Origin of the sequence: Thermoactinomyces vulgaris, assembly GCF_003688725.1 — a bacterium.
Taxonomy (GTDB): Bacteria; Bacillota; Bacilli; order Thermoactinomycetales; family Thermoactinomycetaceae; genus Thermoactinomyces; species Thermoactinomyces vulgaris.
On record NZ_REFP01000007.1, the window covers coordinates 669,006 to 684,174 of the forward strand.

Here is a 15,169-nt window from a genome sequence, read left to right on the forward strand (position 1 = left end):
ATCAAAGGAGCAGGAGGGAAAAGAATGAAACCACTCAACAACAAGGTGGCCGTGATCACCGGAAGCAGCCGGGGCATCGGTGCCGCCACGGCCGTGTTATTCGCCAAAGCCGGAGCCGATGTTGTCATTAATTATCATCATTCTGAAAAAGAGGCTTTGCAGGTGCTTGAAAAAGTGGAGGACGTCGGAAGAAAAGGCATTGTGGTGCAAGCGGACGTCCGGAAGGAAGAAGATGTGAAAAAGTTGGTGGACCGGGCCGTTCAGGCATTCGGAAAAGTGGATATTCTCATCAACAATGCCAACATTGCCTTTGCAGTCAAGCCATTTTTGGAGATGAGCTGGGAGGAGTTTTCCGTCAAGTTGAACGACGAGATGCGTTCTGCTTTCCATCTTTGCCAAGAAGTGGTTCCGTATATGGAAAAACAGGGAGGAGGAAAAATCGTCTTGATTTCCAGCGGGTTATCCCGGACGCCCGCGCCAGGATTTGTTGCTCACGGGACAGCCAAAGCAGCCATCGTGTCGTTTGCAAAATACCTGGCACTGGAATTGGGGCCCAAAAATATCCGGACCAACGTGATTGCCCCCGGTTTGGTGTTGACTGATGCGACAAAAGACCAACCGAAAGAAATGCATGAATCCATCCGGAATGTCACGCCTTTGCGACGCCTGGCCGAACCGGAGGATGTGGCCGGGGCTGTTTTGAGTTTGGTGGCTGATTGGAATTCGTTTATGAACGGCGCTTATCTTCCGGTCAACGGAGGAAATGACATGGATTGATGACAGACGGATAAAGGACATGGTCTCAGAGTTTTAAAAAAAGCCGGTAAATCACCGGCTTTTTTTGCAATTGGAGGTTGATCATTGCGGCAAAGAAGTATATCATTAGAATGATTCCTTTTTAATAATTATTCTAATTTAGGAGGATGAAAATGAAAGTTTATGATTACCACCATCTCAACCATGTAAAAGAACAGCACACCTCCCGAAAAACCTTGTGGATCACCCTGGCGTTAACCGTCTTTTTCACAGCGGTTGAGGTGGCAGGCGGACTGCTGTCCAATTCGCTGGCTTTGTTGTCTGATTCCGCCCATATGATTTCCGATGTGTTTGCATTGGGCCTGAGTTTGACGGCCAGTTACATGGCCACACGAAATCCGGACGGAAAATATACGTTTGGTTTTCTCCGGTTTGAAATCATTGCGTCCTTCTTAAACGGGTTGGCTCTGGTTGTGATTGCAATCGGGATTTTTATTGAAGGCATCCGCCGGCTCATTGAACCCCGGGAAATCGATAAGCCTTTGATGTTGACGATCGCGGTGATCGGGTTGATGGTCAATATTGTGTTGACGGTGATTTTAAGCCGCAGTTCCAAAGAAGAAGAAAATCTGAACATCCAAAGTGCTCTCTGGCATTTTATTGGGGATTTGCTGAGCTCCGTGGGGATCATTGTTTCCTTCATCCTGATCTCCGTGACCGGGTTTTTGATTTTTGATCCGCTGATCAGTATGGTGATCGGAGGAATCATTTTTTACGGCGGTTCCAAAATACTTTACGAATCTTATTTCATTCTGATGGAAGCCGTGCCGGAAAAGTTTGATCTGGAATCGGTTCGCCAAGACATCAGCAGAGTGGAAGGGGTTCGGGATGTGCACGAACTGCATCTGTGGGCGGTTTCCACGGACCATTATTCGCTGACGGCTCATGTGTTTATTGATGAAGCGGCAGAACCGTTTCTTGTGATCAAGGCCATCAATGAGACTCTCTCTCAAAAATACGGAATTGTCCACTCCACCGTCCAGATCGAACATCCTGCCGTTCATGATCACGGGGAGTACGGAAAACGTTTTTTGGCCGTCCATTGAGGAAAACTTCGAGGTCTAAATACCGGGAATCCACATATACAAAGTCTTGACAACAATCATCTCAAGGAGGTTATTTCATGTCGGACGACTCGATGTTTCCTGCCCGGTGGTATGCAGTCGCATGGTCGTCGGAGCTGAAAAAGAAGCCCCTCAAAAAAAGGATCGCCGGCCGGGATATCGTGTTATTCCGGGGAGAAGACAATGCCCCACATGCCATTCATGCCTATTGCCCCCATCGGGGAGCCGACCTTTCGTTGGGATCTTGTGCAGACGGAGGAATCCGGTGCCCTTTTCATGGTTGGTTGTTTCAAGGAAACGGAAGATGTACGGATATTCCATCCCAGCCCGGAGCAAGGATTCCTGAATTTGCCCATGCCACGGCATACCGGGTGATGGAGAAGGCCGGGCTGATCTGGGTTTATCCTTCCGATCACGCCCACGATGAGCTGACGTTGTTTCCGGAACTGGAGGATCCGGACCTCCGGCTTGTTCCTTTTCAATCCACATGGAAAGCCCATTTTACCCGGGTGGTGGAAAGCGTCTTGGATGTGGCCCATCTTCCGGTTGTTCACCGCCGGACGATCGGGAGAAAGTCTTCGCCGGATGTAAAAATTCAATTTCATGCGGAAGGGGATCGGATCCGCATTGAAAATAATCAAACCGAATTGGAGTACCGGTTTCCGCAACAATGGATATTACGCCCCCGATCCCGCGGAAAACACCGGTTGATTAATTTCGTGACGTTTACGCCGGTTGATTCTCATTCCACGGACATCCGGGGATATATCGGCCGAAATTTTGCCAAATCGTTCTTGATGGACAAAATCTTGTCCAAATTCAGCCTCAAGGTACTGAAAGAGGATCAGGAAATCGTGGAAAGTCAGCATCCGCGGCCCATACCGGAATCCCTGCGTTTGGAAGCGCATGTTGCGGCAGACGGACCCCAAGTCCGGTTCAGAAACCGGTGGTATTCTTTTTTGACCGGCAACGAGCCAAAGCTGTCTTCCATCGCGAATCATTTTGAATATTGAGATAAAAGGTGGCAGGAGGGGAGAGCAAGGGGGAAACCGGCATAAAATCGGCCACAGAAAGCGAACGTATATTCCCAAAAAATCCAAAATCGCCTCAGAGCGAATCTGGCGTGGTTTTAAGAGGCGTTAGGTTCTTTTGGACATATGGGTCGTGAATAAAAAAAGAGGGGCCTTACAAACGAAATGTGAAGGCCTTTATTTTTTTGCTCATTCCATTATTTTCTTTTTCATCCTTTGTTATCCAACCGGTCGGTCAACTCTTCGATATCGGAAATCAACGTTTGCAGTGTAAAAGACTCCGTCTGGTTGATGGATTCGATCCGGTCTGCAGCCCGGCGCATGATTTTGGCTGCCTGCTTGAGATCTTGCACGGAAAGTTGCACTTGATATTCTTTATCCATTGTTTCACCTCGCCATAAAAATTAGTACCTTTGGCATCTGTTGAAAAACGATTGTGAAATGTAACATGAAACAGACATGTTCCCATGTTATCAAAAAAACACCGGGAGGAAAATGACCATGGGGGTTGGACCGAATCTTGTCATGTCAGGATGTTTCGCGCTTTTCACGCTGGTTTATTTTTTGCTTCAACGGCTTTACGGGGCGGATGTTCGCCTGTGGATGCTGATTTATTTTCCCGTACTCCTGTTTGTCATGACCTTTAGCTTCAATCATTGGCAACAACCGTTGAAAAGATTCATCGACCGGTTGAAAGAGCAGGCGCAAGCGGGTTTTTGGAAATGTATCATGATCATTGCAGGCATGGTTCTTTTCTGGGTGATTGCCATCATCTTGTTGATCGGGGTTCCGCTCGCTGTTTTTGAGCCCGAAGTTGCAAATCAATGATATCCATATCCGGTGGTTGTTGAAAAATCATGTGTTCCATGTATTATGAAATAGACATATTCCCATGTTATCAAAACATTGCAGGAGGGAGATGCGGTGAAAGTCGGTAAAAATTTATTATACTCTGCATTATACGCTTTAATTTTGCTTGGTATCATATTGATAAGAAAAAATTATGACGACGAAGAATTTCCTCAATGGATGGTCGTTTATTTCCCTGTATTATTTTTTGTCGCAACCTTTTGCATCCTTCATTGGAAGAAACCCTTGAGAAGAACCTTGGACCGTATGAATGAATGGGCATATGACATGAGCTTTCGGAAAATCATCGTCATGATCTTAAGTATCTTGTTTTTTTCAGTGGTTGTCGTCGGCGTCTTTTTTGTATTGCCCATCATTATCTTTGAATCCTGAATCCAACTGATCCATTGATACATATGATATACAGGATTTTACAAAAAAAATTTTTTTGGAAAGATGGATAGCAGATAGCGGGTAAATATCAAAACGCTTGAGAAACCGGATTAAGGTACTCAGGCGTTTTTTGTGTTTATTGTATATATCTAAAAGTAAATCATTTTCACGAATCCAATCTGATTATCAGAACGGATTTCTGATTGGAAATAAATGTGAAACAGACAACCAAAACTCGTAGTAATAAATGGTTTTTCTGGAAATAAACAGTTGATTTCTCCCTCGAAAACCCATTATATACGGTTACAAAATTTATATTTTGTAACGTTGCAGGTTGATGAGAGGGAAGATCAGGCTTCGACATCTCAAAAAATGGCATTTTCCCACTTGTTGTCATCTCATTAAGAAAAGTTAACTATAGTTTTGAGAAATAAAAAATATTTATTTGTATATCGAAGCATTCGTGTCGGAAATCGAATAAAAAACCAGACGATTATTTCTTTTATTTTTGAAAATGATTTAATCCTGATTTCTGATGTTTCTGTATTGACAGAACCTTATTTATGGATGAGGCCGTTCCGGTTGTGAAATAAAAGCCCCCCCTCCCCGCCGCGCAAAGAATGAATTTGATTTCCCCTGACGGTTCGGACGTTCATGATGAGAACCGCCGGGTTATCCGATATAGATCGCGAGATAATCATACCAGATTTTCAAAAATGTGATGGCGATGACAAGAGTCAAGCCGACCCGCAATGTGCGAGGGTTTGCTTTTTTGCTGACCATCGCTCCTGCCGGCGAAGCGATCAGTCCGGAAACTGCCAGAATGACAGAAGGAATCAGCAAGATCTGATCGGAAACCAATTTGGCCGCCACGGATCCGGATGAAGATACAAAGGCGATCGCAAGCGACGTGGCGATGGCGGTGCGGGTGGGTGTTTTAAAAGACAAACAGCAAGACCGGCACCAGAATAAACGAACCGGACGAACCAATGACACCGGAAAAAATCCCGATGACCAACGCAACCCCCATCACTGCTGCAGGGTGAGAAGCGATTGGACGAGCCGCGGTTTCTTTTGGTTCTTTCTCGGAGCGAAACATCATCCATACCGCCATGGTGGCCAGGATGGCGTAGATCAAATGAATCCATGTTTCACTCAGCCATTTGGAACCATATCCACCGAGAAAACTCCCGGCCAATACGGCCGTTCCCATATAAACGGTTAGCGATTTATTGAGGGCTCCCTCTTTTCCGTGAACGATGAGTCCCGCCATGGACGTAAAAAACACTTGAACCGCAACCATCCCTGCTGCGTTATGCGCGGAAAATGCAGGAAATCCAAATAATGGCGGAAGATACAACAACATAGGATATTGAATGATGGCTTCGTCAACAGCGTTGAAAGTCTCTTTCCTCTTGCCGGCAAAAAAACAAAAAGAACATGAAAGAATCATGTTCTTTTCGAAGGGTTTGACTTGAACAGTTTGACAAACTTCCGCTTCACTTTTAACCGCTCGTGGTCAAACAGTCCGTTTTTCATTTTCTCCATCAATTCTTCCCTGCTTAATAATCCTTCGCGATACATCCGGTTCAGTTTTTTTCTTTCTTCATACGATGGTTTGCGTCCTTGCGTCATAGATGATTCCCACCTCGGTGTTTAAGATCGTTGTAGACCAGTGGAAAGAGCAAACTGGCAAACAATGCAGCCCGTTCAATTTCGATATCTTCATAAGCATCAACCGGCGCTCCGGTAATGGTCAGAACCCCTATCCGGGTGGGTTCCATCATTCCGGCTTTGATCGGCACACATAATATGGTGCGATATACCTTGCGTGAATTCTTTTTTTGGTCATATTCATAATCCGGGGATTCGACATCAGGCACATAATAAATTTCTTTTGTTCTCCATGCACGACCCGCTGCACTGCCATGGATCGGGGGTTCATATATTTTTACGCGGTGAGAGTGTCCGCTGGAATGGGCGAAATGCACAAGAACATCATTTTTTTCAGGATGTTTGACGTGAATGATGACCCGGGGTTGCTTTTTTCGGAAATTTTTCAGCGTGTTCACCAGATAGTCCAGCAAATTCATGAAGATTTCATCGCGGTTTTGCCGGAAGCGGTTTTGATCGGCGATGGCCGCGGCCACTTCTTCAATGGTATACATAATTTGAGACATGGTGTAGGTTTCATCGTTGTATTTGCTGTCCAATTCTTCATATAAACTTTTTAAAATCTCAATTTCATCTTCCGCTTTGGCCAATTGGGTATTCTGTTGATCAATCTGCTGGTCTTTTTCTTTTAACAAATCCATTAATTCTTGCCGGTCCTGTTCCAGAAGCAGCACTTTCTTTTCCAGCTCTTCTTTCTCGTTTCGGCAAGTGTCCAGTTGGATCATGGCCATTTGGCTGTTTTGGTCCCCTTCTTCCAAACTGCGGCCCAACCAATCATTTTTTCCTGTGGCATAACGATAAATATGGATCACCAAGGTGGCTGTCAGACCGACAGCAATAATAATCACTAAAAAGTCAAAAAACCATCCTGAATTTTTATTTAACATCTCCAGTAACTCGATAAGATCTTCCGCCATTGTTCCGCTCCCTGTTTTATAAAGATCAGTCTTTTGCAATGTCTGGATGGATTGTTTGAGTTTTTAGATCCTGAATGATATGAAGTTTCTGTTATTGATTCCATTATACAACAAAACGACAAACAGATATTAATATTTTAAAACAAGGAAAAAAGTTATATTTTTATGAATAAATAGAAATGACCCCGGAATTGCATTAGAATATTCATGACGTCAAATGATCAGGGGGATGGTTCATGAACGGACAATCGCCGTTCCAAAAGTTGAGCGGTTCTTTGGATGCCTGGAAGAAAAAATCTTCGGGGATTTGGGGGATCTGGATGGAAGATCTGAACACCGGAGAAAAATGGATTTGGAATGAAAAGCAACCTTTTGTGGCAGCCAGCATGATCAAAGTACCGGTGATGGTGGCGGTTTACCGGGCCCATGCGCTAGGAAAACTTTGCTTGAGCGATCGGATTGAATTAAGACGGGAAGACAGAGTCGGCGGTTCGGGGGTTTTGCAGCATCTTTCATATGGAACGAAATTTACCATTCAAGACTTGGTCACCTTGATGATCATCCAAAGCGATAATACAGCAACCAACCTTTTGATTGACCGGTTGGGGAAAGAATTTGTCCAAGAAACACTCCTTGCACTGGAAATGACCGATACGGTTTTCATCAACCGCCTCCATATTGTCCCGGCCGGCTCGAATAAAACCAATCAAATCACTGCCAAAGACATGGCCCGTTGTTTCCGGCTGCTGGCAACCGGTCAAGCCGTTTCCCGTGATGCCAGCCGAAAGATGGTCGAAATATTAAAAAAACAACAATGGCGGAATTGCCTGCCCGGACGGCTTCCTCCCTCCGATTCCGAAATCATCGGCAGTCTGCCACGATGGGAAATGGCGCACAAAACCGGGTGGGTCAACCAAACGCTTCACGACGGGGGAATTTTATACATCGCTTCCCATTCCTTGATCTTGGTGGTATTAAGCAGCGGGCTGGATCATCATCAAGCGCAACGGGAAATCAACCATATCGGCAAATGGGTTTACGATGCCTATACCCAGGCCTCCCGATGAAAAACGGGCCGGCTGATCTTTTTTAACCGTTTTATTCCAATTATGGTACCATACGAATGGGACGAAATATCCAACCGTCAACAAATCACACGGGAAAGGTTGATTCAAATGTTTGTAAAAGTCGCCTCGGATGTGCTCGGATTGAGTGAGATCGGGTCCGTGATCAAACCGGAAGATTATGACAAAGTTGAATCGGACGATTTTGTGATGCACGAAGATAATGAGAGAATCTATTTTTTGATCAAATCCAAAACCGATGAGTATTGTTTCACGAATAAAGCGTTAATTCATCTGGACGGAACCAGCGCAACAAGCAAAAAACGTTCTCTTTACCGCTTTGATTACAGCACGCACAAGATTTCGGAAGTGACGCTTGAAACCGCCGGAACCGTCGATTTGGACATCGAACTCAAATTCAAGATCGGATCCAGGATTTTCTCCATTGATGTCCATAAAAAATATTTGAACGAGTTGAAGGACTTATACAAAGCGTTACTGAAAATCGCTGAAATCTCCCATGATAATGAAATCATCCTGGAATACGCCAACCAGAGCCTCAATTTGGCTTCATCCACTTTAAGCCATCTCCGGAGCACTGAACACAATCCGGTCGAGCAATTCAAGGAGTTAAATCAGGCGGCATTCTCTTGGCTCGTCGAAGCGAGAAAACAGTATCATGTCAAAGATTACGGGTTTGTGTTTGAACGTTATATCAACCGCTGATGAACATGCATTTTTAAAAAAGTCCTCTTTATCGATCCAAAGAGGACTTTTTTGTGACCACACCGCAAAAATCATCATTGAAATAAACGCTTACAATGACTGAACATCGATCACGATCCGCCCTTTGACGTCGCCGCTTAAAATCTTTTCGCTTAAAGCCGGAACATCGCGAAGGCCGTGAACTTCGGTGAGTTGGTCCAAAAGTTCTGCCGGCAAAAGTTCCGACAGACGGTTCCACGCTTGGGTTCTTTCATCCGCCGGGCAGGTGTTGGAGTCGATGCCGACCAATTTGATTCCGCGCAAAATAAATGGATATACCGTGGTGTGAAGCGAATGGCTTCCGGCCAAGCCACAAGCGGCCACGGTTCCGTAATAGCTCATCTCACTCAACACATGAGCCAACGTGTCACCGCCCACCACGTCCACTGCGCCTCCCCACCGTTGGGATTCCAGCGGACGGGACGCTTTGGAAAGTTCTTTCCTGTCAATGATTTTGCTTGCACCCAGGGATTTTAAAAAGTCATGGTTGTCCGGACTTCCGGTCGATGCGGCAACCGTATATCCCAGACGGGACAAAATGGCTACGGCCAAGCTTCCGACCCCTCCGGATGCCCCGGTAACCAAAATCGGTTTTTCCCGGTTGATTCCATGCCGCTCTAAAGCCGACACGGCCAGCATGGCCGTAAGCCCTGCGGTCCCCAGACTCATAGCATGTTTCAATTGAAGGCCGGACGGGAGCGGAACCAGCCATTCGGGTTTCGCGGTTGCGTATTCGGCATATCCTCCCCAGTGTGTTTCTCCGGTTCCCCATCCGGTTAAAATCACCTTGTCGCCGGGTTGAAATGCGCTGTTTTTGGATTTGACCACCGTGCCGCCCAAATCGATACCGGGAACCATGGGGAATTTGCGGACGATTTTCCCGCGATTTAAAACGGCCATTCCGTCTTTGTAATTCAAGCTGGAATACTGAACGCGAATCAGAACATCTTCTTCCGGCAAGTCCTTGATCTTCAGTGTTTGAAAAGAATGGGAATATTGATCTTGCTTCCGGTCCACAACCAATGCGATAAATTCACGATCTTGCACAGCAACAACCTCCTTCAAGCAAATACTTCTCTATTTCCAACATAATTCCTTTCCGATACAATAAGAAGTGCGCGAAGAAAAGGAAAAGGAGACATCAGAATGATTCCTCAATACCTTGCGCGAATCGGTGTTCAACCTCCGGTTCCGGTCCATCTTCCCGGCCTCACCAGGTTAATGCAAAAACACCAACAACACATCCACTTTGAAAACCTGGATATTCTCTCCGGCCGGTCCATTCAGTTGGATCCAATCTCCCTCTTTCAAAAAATCATAATTAATCACCGCGGAGGCGTTTGCTTTGAGTTAAACGGCCTGTTTCATTTGCTCTTAAACGAATTGGGGTTTGACGTGCAAATGGTTGCAGGAACGGTATACGAACCGTCCAGCGGTGATTGGGGATTGGAAGGAACCCACCTGGCCAATCTTGTTTATCTGAATGATGAAAAATATCTGGTTGATGTGGGTTTTGGCGGAAACGCCCCGCGTCGGCCGGTTCCATTATCCGGAGAAGTTGTGCAAGATATTGCCGGACAATACCGGATCCGTTCCAACCCGGATCGATACGTCCTGGAGAAAAAAGAGCCCGGGGCTGAAAGTTGGCAGGTCTTATACCGGTTTACAGGGGAAGCGAAAACATTTCAGGATTTTCATGAAGCTTGCCGTTTAATCGAAACTTCCCCCCGCTCTCCTTTTAATCGCTCCATTTATATCTCCAAAATGACGCCGGACGGCAGAGTCTCTTTGATCGGCCGAAAGCTGGTTCAAGTGACCCCGTCCGGAAAAGAAAAAAGAGAAGTGAGCGAAAACGAACTGCCCGCTTTGATCCGGGAAATATTCCAAATCAGGTGGGAATCACCGGAGGCTCAGTGATTTGAACCCTTCCCCGCTCGGAATCCATTCTCACTTTTCCGCCAATGGGCAATGTGAAATTGGGTCGGCAATGTCCGGCGGAAAGGCCGTAAAAGCAAGGGATGCCGAGCGGGGCGAAAAAGGTTTCAATCATTTCCCGAAACGGGAGGGAAGGTTTGTCGCGGCCGGGTTCGGCGAGCCGGAAATCAGAGAGAATCACTCCCCGCACATGTTCAAACTTGCCGGCCAGCCGCAATTGATTCAGCATGCCGTCGATGGCATACACTTCTTCATTCACATCTTCCAGAAGCAAAATTTTGTCCCGAGTGTCCACCTCATAAGAGGTTCCCACGGCCGAACGCAACAAACTCAGATTGCCGCCGGTCAGTTCTCCTTCCGCCACGCCGGGAACAATGGAAAAGAAGTGTTCATTCGGGGTGTAACTCTTCACATCCCGGCCGGATAAGACGGAAAACAATACGCCCCAACTTTCTTCATCGTACCGTTCGCCGGACAATTCCGCACCCATCGGGCCGTGAAAAGTGACAAGGCCGCAGATTTGCCGGATGGCAATGTGAAGCGCCGTGATATCGCTGTATCCCACAAAAATTTTCGGATGGTGGCGAATCACTTCATAATCGATCCGGTCGATGATGCGCAAACTTCCATATCCGCCTCTCAAACAAAAAACGGCTTTCACCTCCGGATCGAGAAACATCGCTTCCAAATCATCTTTCCGGTATGAATCTTTCCCGGCCAAATATCCATACGCCTTGCCGGCCGATTTTCCGGTTTTCACCGGATAACCAAAGCCGGAAAGCATGCGGATGCAATCTTCCAACTCTTTTTCGCGAACCGGACCAGCCGGTGCAATCAGGCCGATGGTATCCCCGGGCCGCAAAGCTTCAGGTTTTATCACCAAACCCAAATTCCCCCACCTCTTGTCGTCAGAATAAAAAAGGGAACACAAAGGCAACCCAAACCACAACGGCTGCGACATAAATCGAAAGAAGCAGCCAAACGATTTTTCTGCGGCGTTTGACATAACCTTGGTTTTGTTCCGGACTCTGGTTGACCCCTAATCGGATCGTGATGATCAACGAGAACAAAATGCAAAGTCCGACAAAAATCCAGAGCCAACTGTTTTGGAACAATGACATAACCCCTTTTCCAAAGTATTATCTATCCCCCCTATCATATCATGGCTTTTGTGCTTTGCAATCTCAGGTAAAAAGAAAACACCTTGAGACGGACTCAAGGTGTTTTCTGTCAGGAGATGAGTTCGATGATCAATGTTGTCATGCTTTTACCAAGCGGATCGGCAAGTTTTTCAACGACTGTCCCACACCGGAAGCAATCAAATGATCGGTTAATTTAAAGTTTTCCACCGGATGGATGTCGGCAAAGCTTTGGACAAAGGTGGTCAGTGCAATTCTGGCTTCCATGCGGGCCAGCGGAGCCCCCAGGCAGAAATGCGGTCCGGATCCGAACGTGAGGTGTTGCTTGTTATTGGGACGATGGATGTCAAAGGTTTCCGCATTGGCGAATTGGGCTTCATCCCGGTTTGCCGATCCGGCCCATGCAATGATCATTTGCCCTTTCTTCATCAAAGGGCCGAAGACATTGGTGTCTTTTACGATCCGGCGGTCATTGGAGGCCGGAAAGCGGAAACGAAGCACTTCTTCAATCAGATTGGGGACAAGGGAGATATCCTCGCGCAACTCTTGATAAACCCCCGGTTGATCGAACAACATGCAATAAAATATATTAGCAATGAGCATGGTTGTGGTTTCATTACCGGCACCGAGCAACCCTCTGCTGGAATCAACAACTTCTTCATCACTTAACCGTTCGCCGTGAAGTTCGGCCCGGGTCAGGTCGGAAATGATGTCATCAGCAGGGTTTTTGCGTTTTTCTTGCACAATGGGATATAAGTATTCGCGGAATTCTTTCAAAGCTTGTTGTTTTTTCTCGGCAATATCGTCATAGTGTTCTTTTTCATAGGGACGGAACAAGATATCGGACCAATGCTTGATCAAACGCCAGTCTTTGTTGGGAACCCCCAGCAGATCGGCAATGACAGTGACGGGTAACGGAACGGCCAGTTTCTCCACGATATCCACCGTTTCGTGTTTTTCCATTTCGGCAATCAAGTCATTGACAATGGCTTGGATCCGCGGTTCCCATGAATCCAGGCTGCGGGGGGTGAAAGCTTTGGCCAACAGCGCACGTCTTTTGCGATGTTCCGGCGGGTCACAAAAGTTGATATTGGCCCGGTTGTCCGTTCTGGGAGTGGGGATCAAACTTCTGGTTTTTACGTTGGAGAAAAGTTCATGATCGGACAGGACCCGTTTGGCATGATCATACAAAAACACATTCCATACGTCTTGTTCTTCATCGTAATATACCGGATGGTTTTCTCTCATTTCTTTGTACCATGCATAAGGCTCCCATTGCTCTTCTTTGGTTTTGAGTTTGGAAATTTCAGGAACGATGATGGTGTTGTTGGTATCACTCAACGAAAATCCCTCCCTATGTTAGGATAACATATGATAAATTAACTTAGAATATGACGCCGGAGCGATTCGCAAAAATTTCAAATCAAGGTGATGTCCATGTATGCAGAAATATTGATTTTGGGGGAACTGATGTCAGGTCCCAAACATGGTTATGAAATCAAACGCAACATCCAAAACGCACTCGGCGATGAATTTGAAATCAACAACAACTTGTTGTATCCCGCGTTGCGCCGTTTTGTGGAAATGGGCGCCATTTCCAAAGAAGTGATTCAGTCAGAAGGAAAACCAAACCGCCACGTCTATTGTTTGACCGAAACCGGGGAGGAAATCTTTCTGGAAATGATCTGTGACTTCCCGGGTAAACTGGCGGCAAGACAAATCGAATTTTTAGTCAGGGTGGCATTATTTGACCGGTTGGAACCGGAAATACAACAAGAAATTATGCAAAACAGACAGGAAGTGTTACAAAAAAAACTGGAATACTACCGGAAGGTTGAACAAGATCATGTGCAAAACCCTTATGTATTGAAAGTGATCGATTTCCAAAAAGCCCAGGCGGAGCTCGAATTGGACTGGATTCAAAGCCTGTCGCAAGAGATTGATTAATAAAAAAAGACCCTGAAAGTGGGTCTTCTATTTCTTCAACCCGGATACCGTTTCGGTCCACCGCCGGACAACGGATTCCGGATCATATAAATCAAAGCGGATGCCTGAAGTAATCTCAGCGTATTTGGCTGTATCCTCTTTAACGGAAACCACCTTGGCCGCAAACCGCTCCCGGTTGTGTTTGTCATCCTTCAAGGCGGGCAGCGGTTTGATCGCCAGCCGGACATAGTGCACTTTTCCTTTGTGGACGGCGACCAAGGTTGCTTGTTGGGTTCGTTTTAAATTGGCGACGGTATGGGTCTTTGGCCAGAGGGCAATTCTCAATTCCTCATGGTTTAAAGCAACCACTTCCCCCACACTGACCATAGCAGCATGCGGCCAGCCGTCTTCGCTGACCGAAAGCAGCATCATGGCCTCCCGTGTTTTGTCTTCCAAGTCGTTTCCATCCAAAAAGCAAAACAGTTCTTCGGAAATGGCGGTTTGACTCATCATCCCTTCCCTTTCTCAGGCAAGCAAAGATTGGTATGTGGAACGGTTAAGGTTTTTGATCAGTTTGACGGCAAATTCTTTGGCTGCCGCGATGTCCTCTTTATCGACAATGGTTATGTTGGAATGAATGTAGCGTCCGCAAATCCCGATGGCGGCCGACGGCACTCCGATTCCGGTTTGATGGACGCGTCCGGCATCCGTCCCTCCTTGCGAGACAAAGAATTGATATGGAATGTCATTGGATTCCGCGGTGTCCAGCAAGAAGTCCCGCATGGCCGGCAGCGGAATCATCGAGCGGTCATAAATCCGGATCACGACCCCTTTTCCGATTTCGCCAAACCCGTCTTTCACTCCGGGAGTGTCACCGGCGGGACCGACATCCACGGCAAAAAAGACATCAGGATCAATCATTTTGGCAGCCGTTGCCGCTCCCCGGGTGCCGACTTCCTCTTGCACCGTGGCGCCGGCATACAAGGTGTTGGGGTGCTTCTCGTTTTGCAATTCTTGCAACAATTCCACCGCCAATCCGCAGCCCAAACGATTGTCCCAAGCTTTGCTCAACAGGCGTTTTCCGCCTTCCATTTCCACAAAGTCACAATGCGGCACCGCAAAGTCCCCGACTCTGACTCCCCAGCTCTTTGCCTCTTCATCGCTGTCGGCTCCGATATCGATAAACATCTGGGAGATTTCCATCGGTTTGCGGCGTTGTTCCAAACTGAGCAGATGCGGCGGGGTGGAACCGATGACACCGGGGATTCGTTTGCCGGTGCGGGTCACAATTTCCACACGTTGCGAAAGCATGACTTGTGACCACCATCCGCCCAGAGTTTGAAATTTGAGAAATCCGTTGGAAGTGATTTTGGTGATCATAAACCCGACTTCATCCATATGGCCGGCGACCAACACTTTCGGGTCCGGAGCGTTTCCTTTTTTGACTCCGAAAATGCCTCCCAACCGATCGGTCAGGACTTCATCCGCCAACGGGGTTATGTAAGAACGCATCCACTGGCGCACTTCATGTTCAAAGCCGGAAGTGCCGGGGATTTGTGTCAACTCTTTGTAAATATCCAAATTGACTTCAGCCAT

The 15,169-nt window shown here is 46.8% G+C and carries 20 protein-coding genes; 9 read left to right on the top strand and 11 right to left on the bottom strand.

Going from position 1 to position 15,169, the window contains the following annotated elements; translation table 11 throughout:
• Positions 1 to 24: 24 nt before the first annotated feature.
• From ATH33_RS03765 to ATH33_RS03775, 3 genes are all read left to right on the top strand, one after another.
• Complete coding sequence (locus tag ATH33_RS03765) at positions 25 to 777, top strand: SDR family NAD(P)-dependent oxidoreductase (RefSeq protein ID WP_121874078.1); 753 nt, start codon at positions 25 to 27, stop codon at positions 775 to 777.
• Between the two features lie 152 nt (positions 778 to 929).
• Positions 930 to 1,862: a cation diffusion facilitator family transporter gene (locus ATH33_RS03770; RefSeq protein ID WP_181729119.1), complete on the top strand. Its 933-nt coding sequence runs from the start codon at positions 930 to 932 to the stop codon at positions 1,860 to 1,862.
• 77 nt (positions 1,863 to 1,939) lie between these two features.
• Entirely contained in the window at positions 1,940 to 2,893 is a 954-nt protein-coding gene (locus ATH33_RS03775) for an aromatic ring-hydroxylating oxygenase subunit alpha (protein WP_121874080.1), read from the top strand.
• A 227-nt stretch (positions 2,894 to 3,120) separates the two neighbouring features.
• Here ATH33_RS03775 and ATH33_RS13520 read toward each other — a convergent pair whose 3' ends face one another.
• The gene (locus ATH33_RS13520) at positions 3,121 to 3,294 is read right to left on the bottom strand and encodes a hypothetical protein (protein ID WP_170151223.1); all 174 of its coding nucleotides are present in this window, start codon (positions 3,292 to 3,294) and stop codon (positions 3,121 to 3,123) included.
• A 118-nt stretch (positions 3,295 to 3,412) separates the two neighbouring features.
• Between ATH33_RS13520 and ATH33_RS03780 the strand changes: the two genes are divergently transcribed.
• Together ATH33_RS03780 and ATH33_RS03785 are read left to right on the top strand one after the other, a co-directional pair.
• Positions 3,413 to 3,739 (top strand): hypothetical protein, encoded by a 327-nt coding sequence (locus tag ATH33_RS03780; RefSeq protein ID WP_121874081.1) that lies wholly within the window; start codon positions 3,413 to 3,415, stop codon positions 3,737 to 3,739.
• Between the two features lie 96 nt (positions 3,740 to 3,835).
• The gene (locus ATH33_RS03785) at positions 3,836 to 4,153 is read left to right on the top strand and encodes a hypothetical protein (protein ID WP_121874082.1); all 318 of its coding nucleotides are present in this window, start codon (positions 3,836 to 3,838) and stop codon (positions 4,151 to 4,153) included.
• A gap of 672 nt (positions 4,154 to 4,825) precedes the next feature.
• Here the strand turns inward: ATH33_RS03785 and ATH33_RS03790 are convergent.
• Genes ATH33_RS03790 through ATH33_RS03805 form a run of 4 tightly spaced genes read right to left on the bottom strand, consistent with a single transcriptional unit; the run spans position 4,826 to position 6,744 of the window.
• On the bottom strand, positions 4,826 to 5,101 hold the full coding sequence (locus ATH33_RS03790; RefSeq protein ID WP_049720093.1) for a TSUP family transporter: 276 nt from the start codon (positions 5,099 to 5,101) through the stop codon (positions 4,826 to 4,828).
• On the bottom strand, positions 5,091 to 5,606 hold the full coding sequence (locus tag ATH33_RS03795) for a sulfite exporter TauE/SafE family protein (protein WP_121874083.1): 516 nt from the start codon (positions 5,604 to 5,606) through the stop codon (positions 5,091 to 5,093). Before ATH33_RS03795 ends, ATH33_RS03790 begins: the two co-directional genes overlap by 11 nt.
• Positions 5,603 to 5,788 carry a hypothetical protein gene (locus ATH33_RS03800; protein ID WP_049720095.1) on the bottom strand — a complete coding sequence of 62 codons (186 nt, stop codon included), beginning with the start codon at positions 5,786 to 5,788 and terminating at the stop codon, positions 5,603 to 5,605. The genes ATH33_RS03795 and ATH33_RS03800 overlap by 4 nt, the downstream gene beginning before the upstream one ends.
• Entirely contained in the window at positions 5,785 to 6,744 is a 960-nt protein-coding gene (locus tag ATH33_RS03805) for a GAF domain-containing protein (protein WP_121874084.1), read from the bottom strand. The genes ATH33_RS03800 and ATH33_RS03805 overlap by 4 nt, the downstream gene beginning before the upstream one ends.
• 236 nt (positions 6,745 to 6,980) lie before the next feature.
• Between ATH33_RS03805 and ATH33_RS03810 the strand changes: the two genes are divergently transcribed.
• Both ATH33_RS03810 and ATH33_RS03815 read left to right on the top strand, forming a co-directional pair.
• Entirely contained in the window at positions 6,981 to 7,811 is an 831-nt protein-coding gene (locus ATH33_RS03810) for a serine hydrolase (RefSeq protein WP_049720097.1), read from the top strand.
• A 108-nt stretch (positions 7,812 to 7,919) separates the two neighbouring features.
• The gene (locus ATH33_RS03815) at positions 7,920 to 8,534 is read left to right on the top strand and encodes a PH domain-containing protein (RefSeq protein WP_049720098.1); all 615 of its coding nucleotides are present in this window, start codon (positions 7,920 to 7,922) and stop codon (positions 8,532 to 8,534) included.
• A gap of 90 nt (positions 8,535 to 8,624) precedes the next feature.
• Here ATH33_RS03815 and ATH33_RS03820 read toward each other — a convergent pair whose 3' ends face one another.
• On the bottom strand, positions 8,625 to 9,620 hold the full coding sequence (locus ATH33_RS03820) for an MDR family oxidoreductase (protein ID WP_049720099.1): 996 nt from the start codon (positions 9,618 to 9,620) through the stop codon (positions 8,625 to 8,627).
• A gap of 99 nt (positions 9,621 to 9,719) precedes the next feature.
• Here ATH33_RS03820 and ATH33_RS03825 point away from each other — a divergent pair, with 99 nt between their 5' ends.
• The gene (locus ATH33_RS03825) at positions 9,720 to 10,490 is read left to right on the top strand and encodes an arylamine N-acetyltransferase family protein (protein ID WP_049720100.1); all 771 of its coding nucleotides are present in this window, start codon (positions 9,720 to 9,722) and stop codon (positions 10,488 to 10,490) included.
• Here the strand turns inward: ATH33_RS03825 and ATH33_RS03830 are convergent.
• The 3 genes from ATH33_RS03830 to ATH33_RS03835 all read right to left on the bottom strand — a co-directional run bounded on the left by ATH33_RS03830 (position 10,462) and on the right by ATH33_RS03835 (position 12,988).
• Positions 10,462 to 11,388 carry a S66 peptidase family protein gene (locus ATH33_RS03830; RefSeq protein WP_231855183.1) on the bottom strand — a complete coding sequence of 309 codons (927 nt, stop codon included), beginning with the start codon at positions 11,386 to 11,388 and terminating at the stop codon, positions 10,462 to 10,464. The genes ATH33_RS03825 and ATH33_RS03830 overlap by 29 nt on opposite strands.
• 28 nt (positions 11,389 to 11,416) lie before the next feature.
• Positions 11,417 to 11,623 (bottom strand): hypothetical protein, encoded by a 207-nt coding sequence (locus ATH33_RS13525; RefSeq protein WP_165489744.1) that lies wholly within the window; start codon positions 11,621 to 11,623, stop codon positions 11,417 to 11,419.
• A 144-nt stretch (positions 11,624 to 11,767) separates the two neighbouring features.
• Positions 11,768 to 12,988 carry a cytochrome P450 gene (locus tag ATH33_RS03835; protein WP_037994450.1) on the bottom strand — a complete coding sequence of 407 codons (1,221 nt, stop codon included), beginning with the start codon at positions 12,986 to 12,988 and terminating at the stop codon, positions 11,768 to 11,770.
• Positions 12,989 to 13,084: 96 nt separating this feature from the next.
• Here ATH33_RS03835 and ATH33_RS03840 point away from each other — a divergent pair, with 96 nt between their 5' ends.
• The gene (locus tag ATH33_RS03840) at positions 13,085 to 13,594 is read left to right on the top strand and encodes a PadR family transcriptional regulator (protein WP_037994448.1); all 510 of its coding nucleotides are present in this window, start codon (positions 13,085 to 13,087) and stop codon (positions 13,592 to 13,594) included.
• Positions 13,595 to 13,621: 27 nt separating this feature from the next.
• Here the strand turns inward: ATH33_RS03840 and ATH33_RS03845 are convergent, their stop codons facing one another.
• On the bottom strand, positions 13,622 to 14,086 hold the full coding sequence (locus tag ATH33_RS03845) for a pyridoxamine 5'-phosphate oxidase family protein (RefSeq protein ID WP_037994446.1): 465 nt from the start codon (positions 14,084 to 14,086) through the stop codon (positions 13,622 to 13,624).
• Between the two features lie 12 nt (positions 14,087 to 14,098).
• Positions 14,099 to 15,169: a M42 family metallopeptidase gene (locus ATH33_RS03850; protein ID WP_037994444.1), complete on the bottom strand. Its 1,071-nt coding sequence runs from the start codon at positions 15,167 to 15,169 to the stop codon at positions 14,099 to 14,101.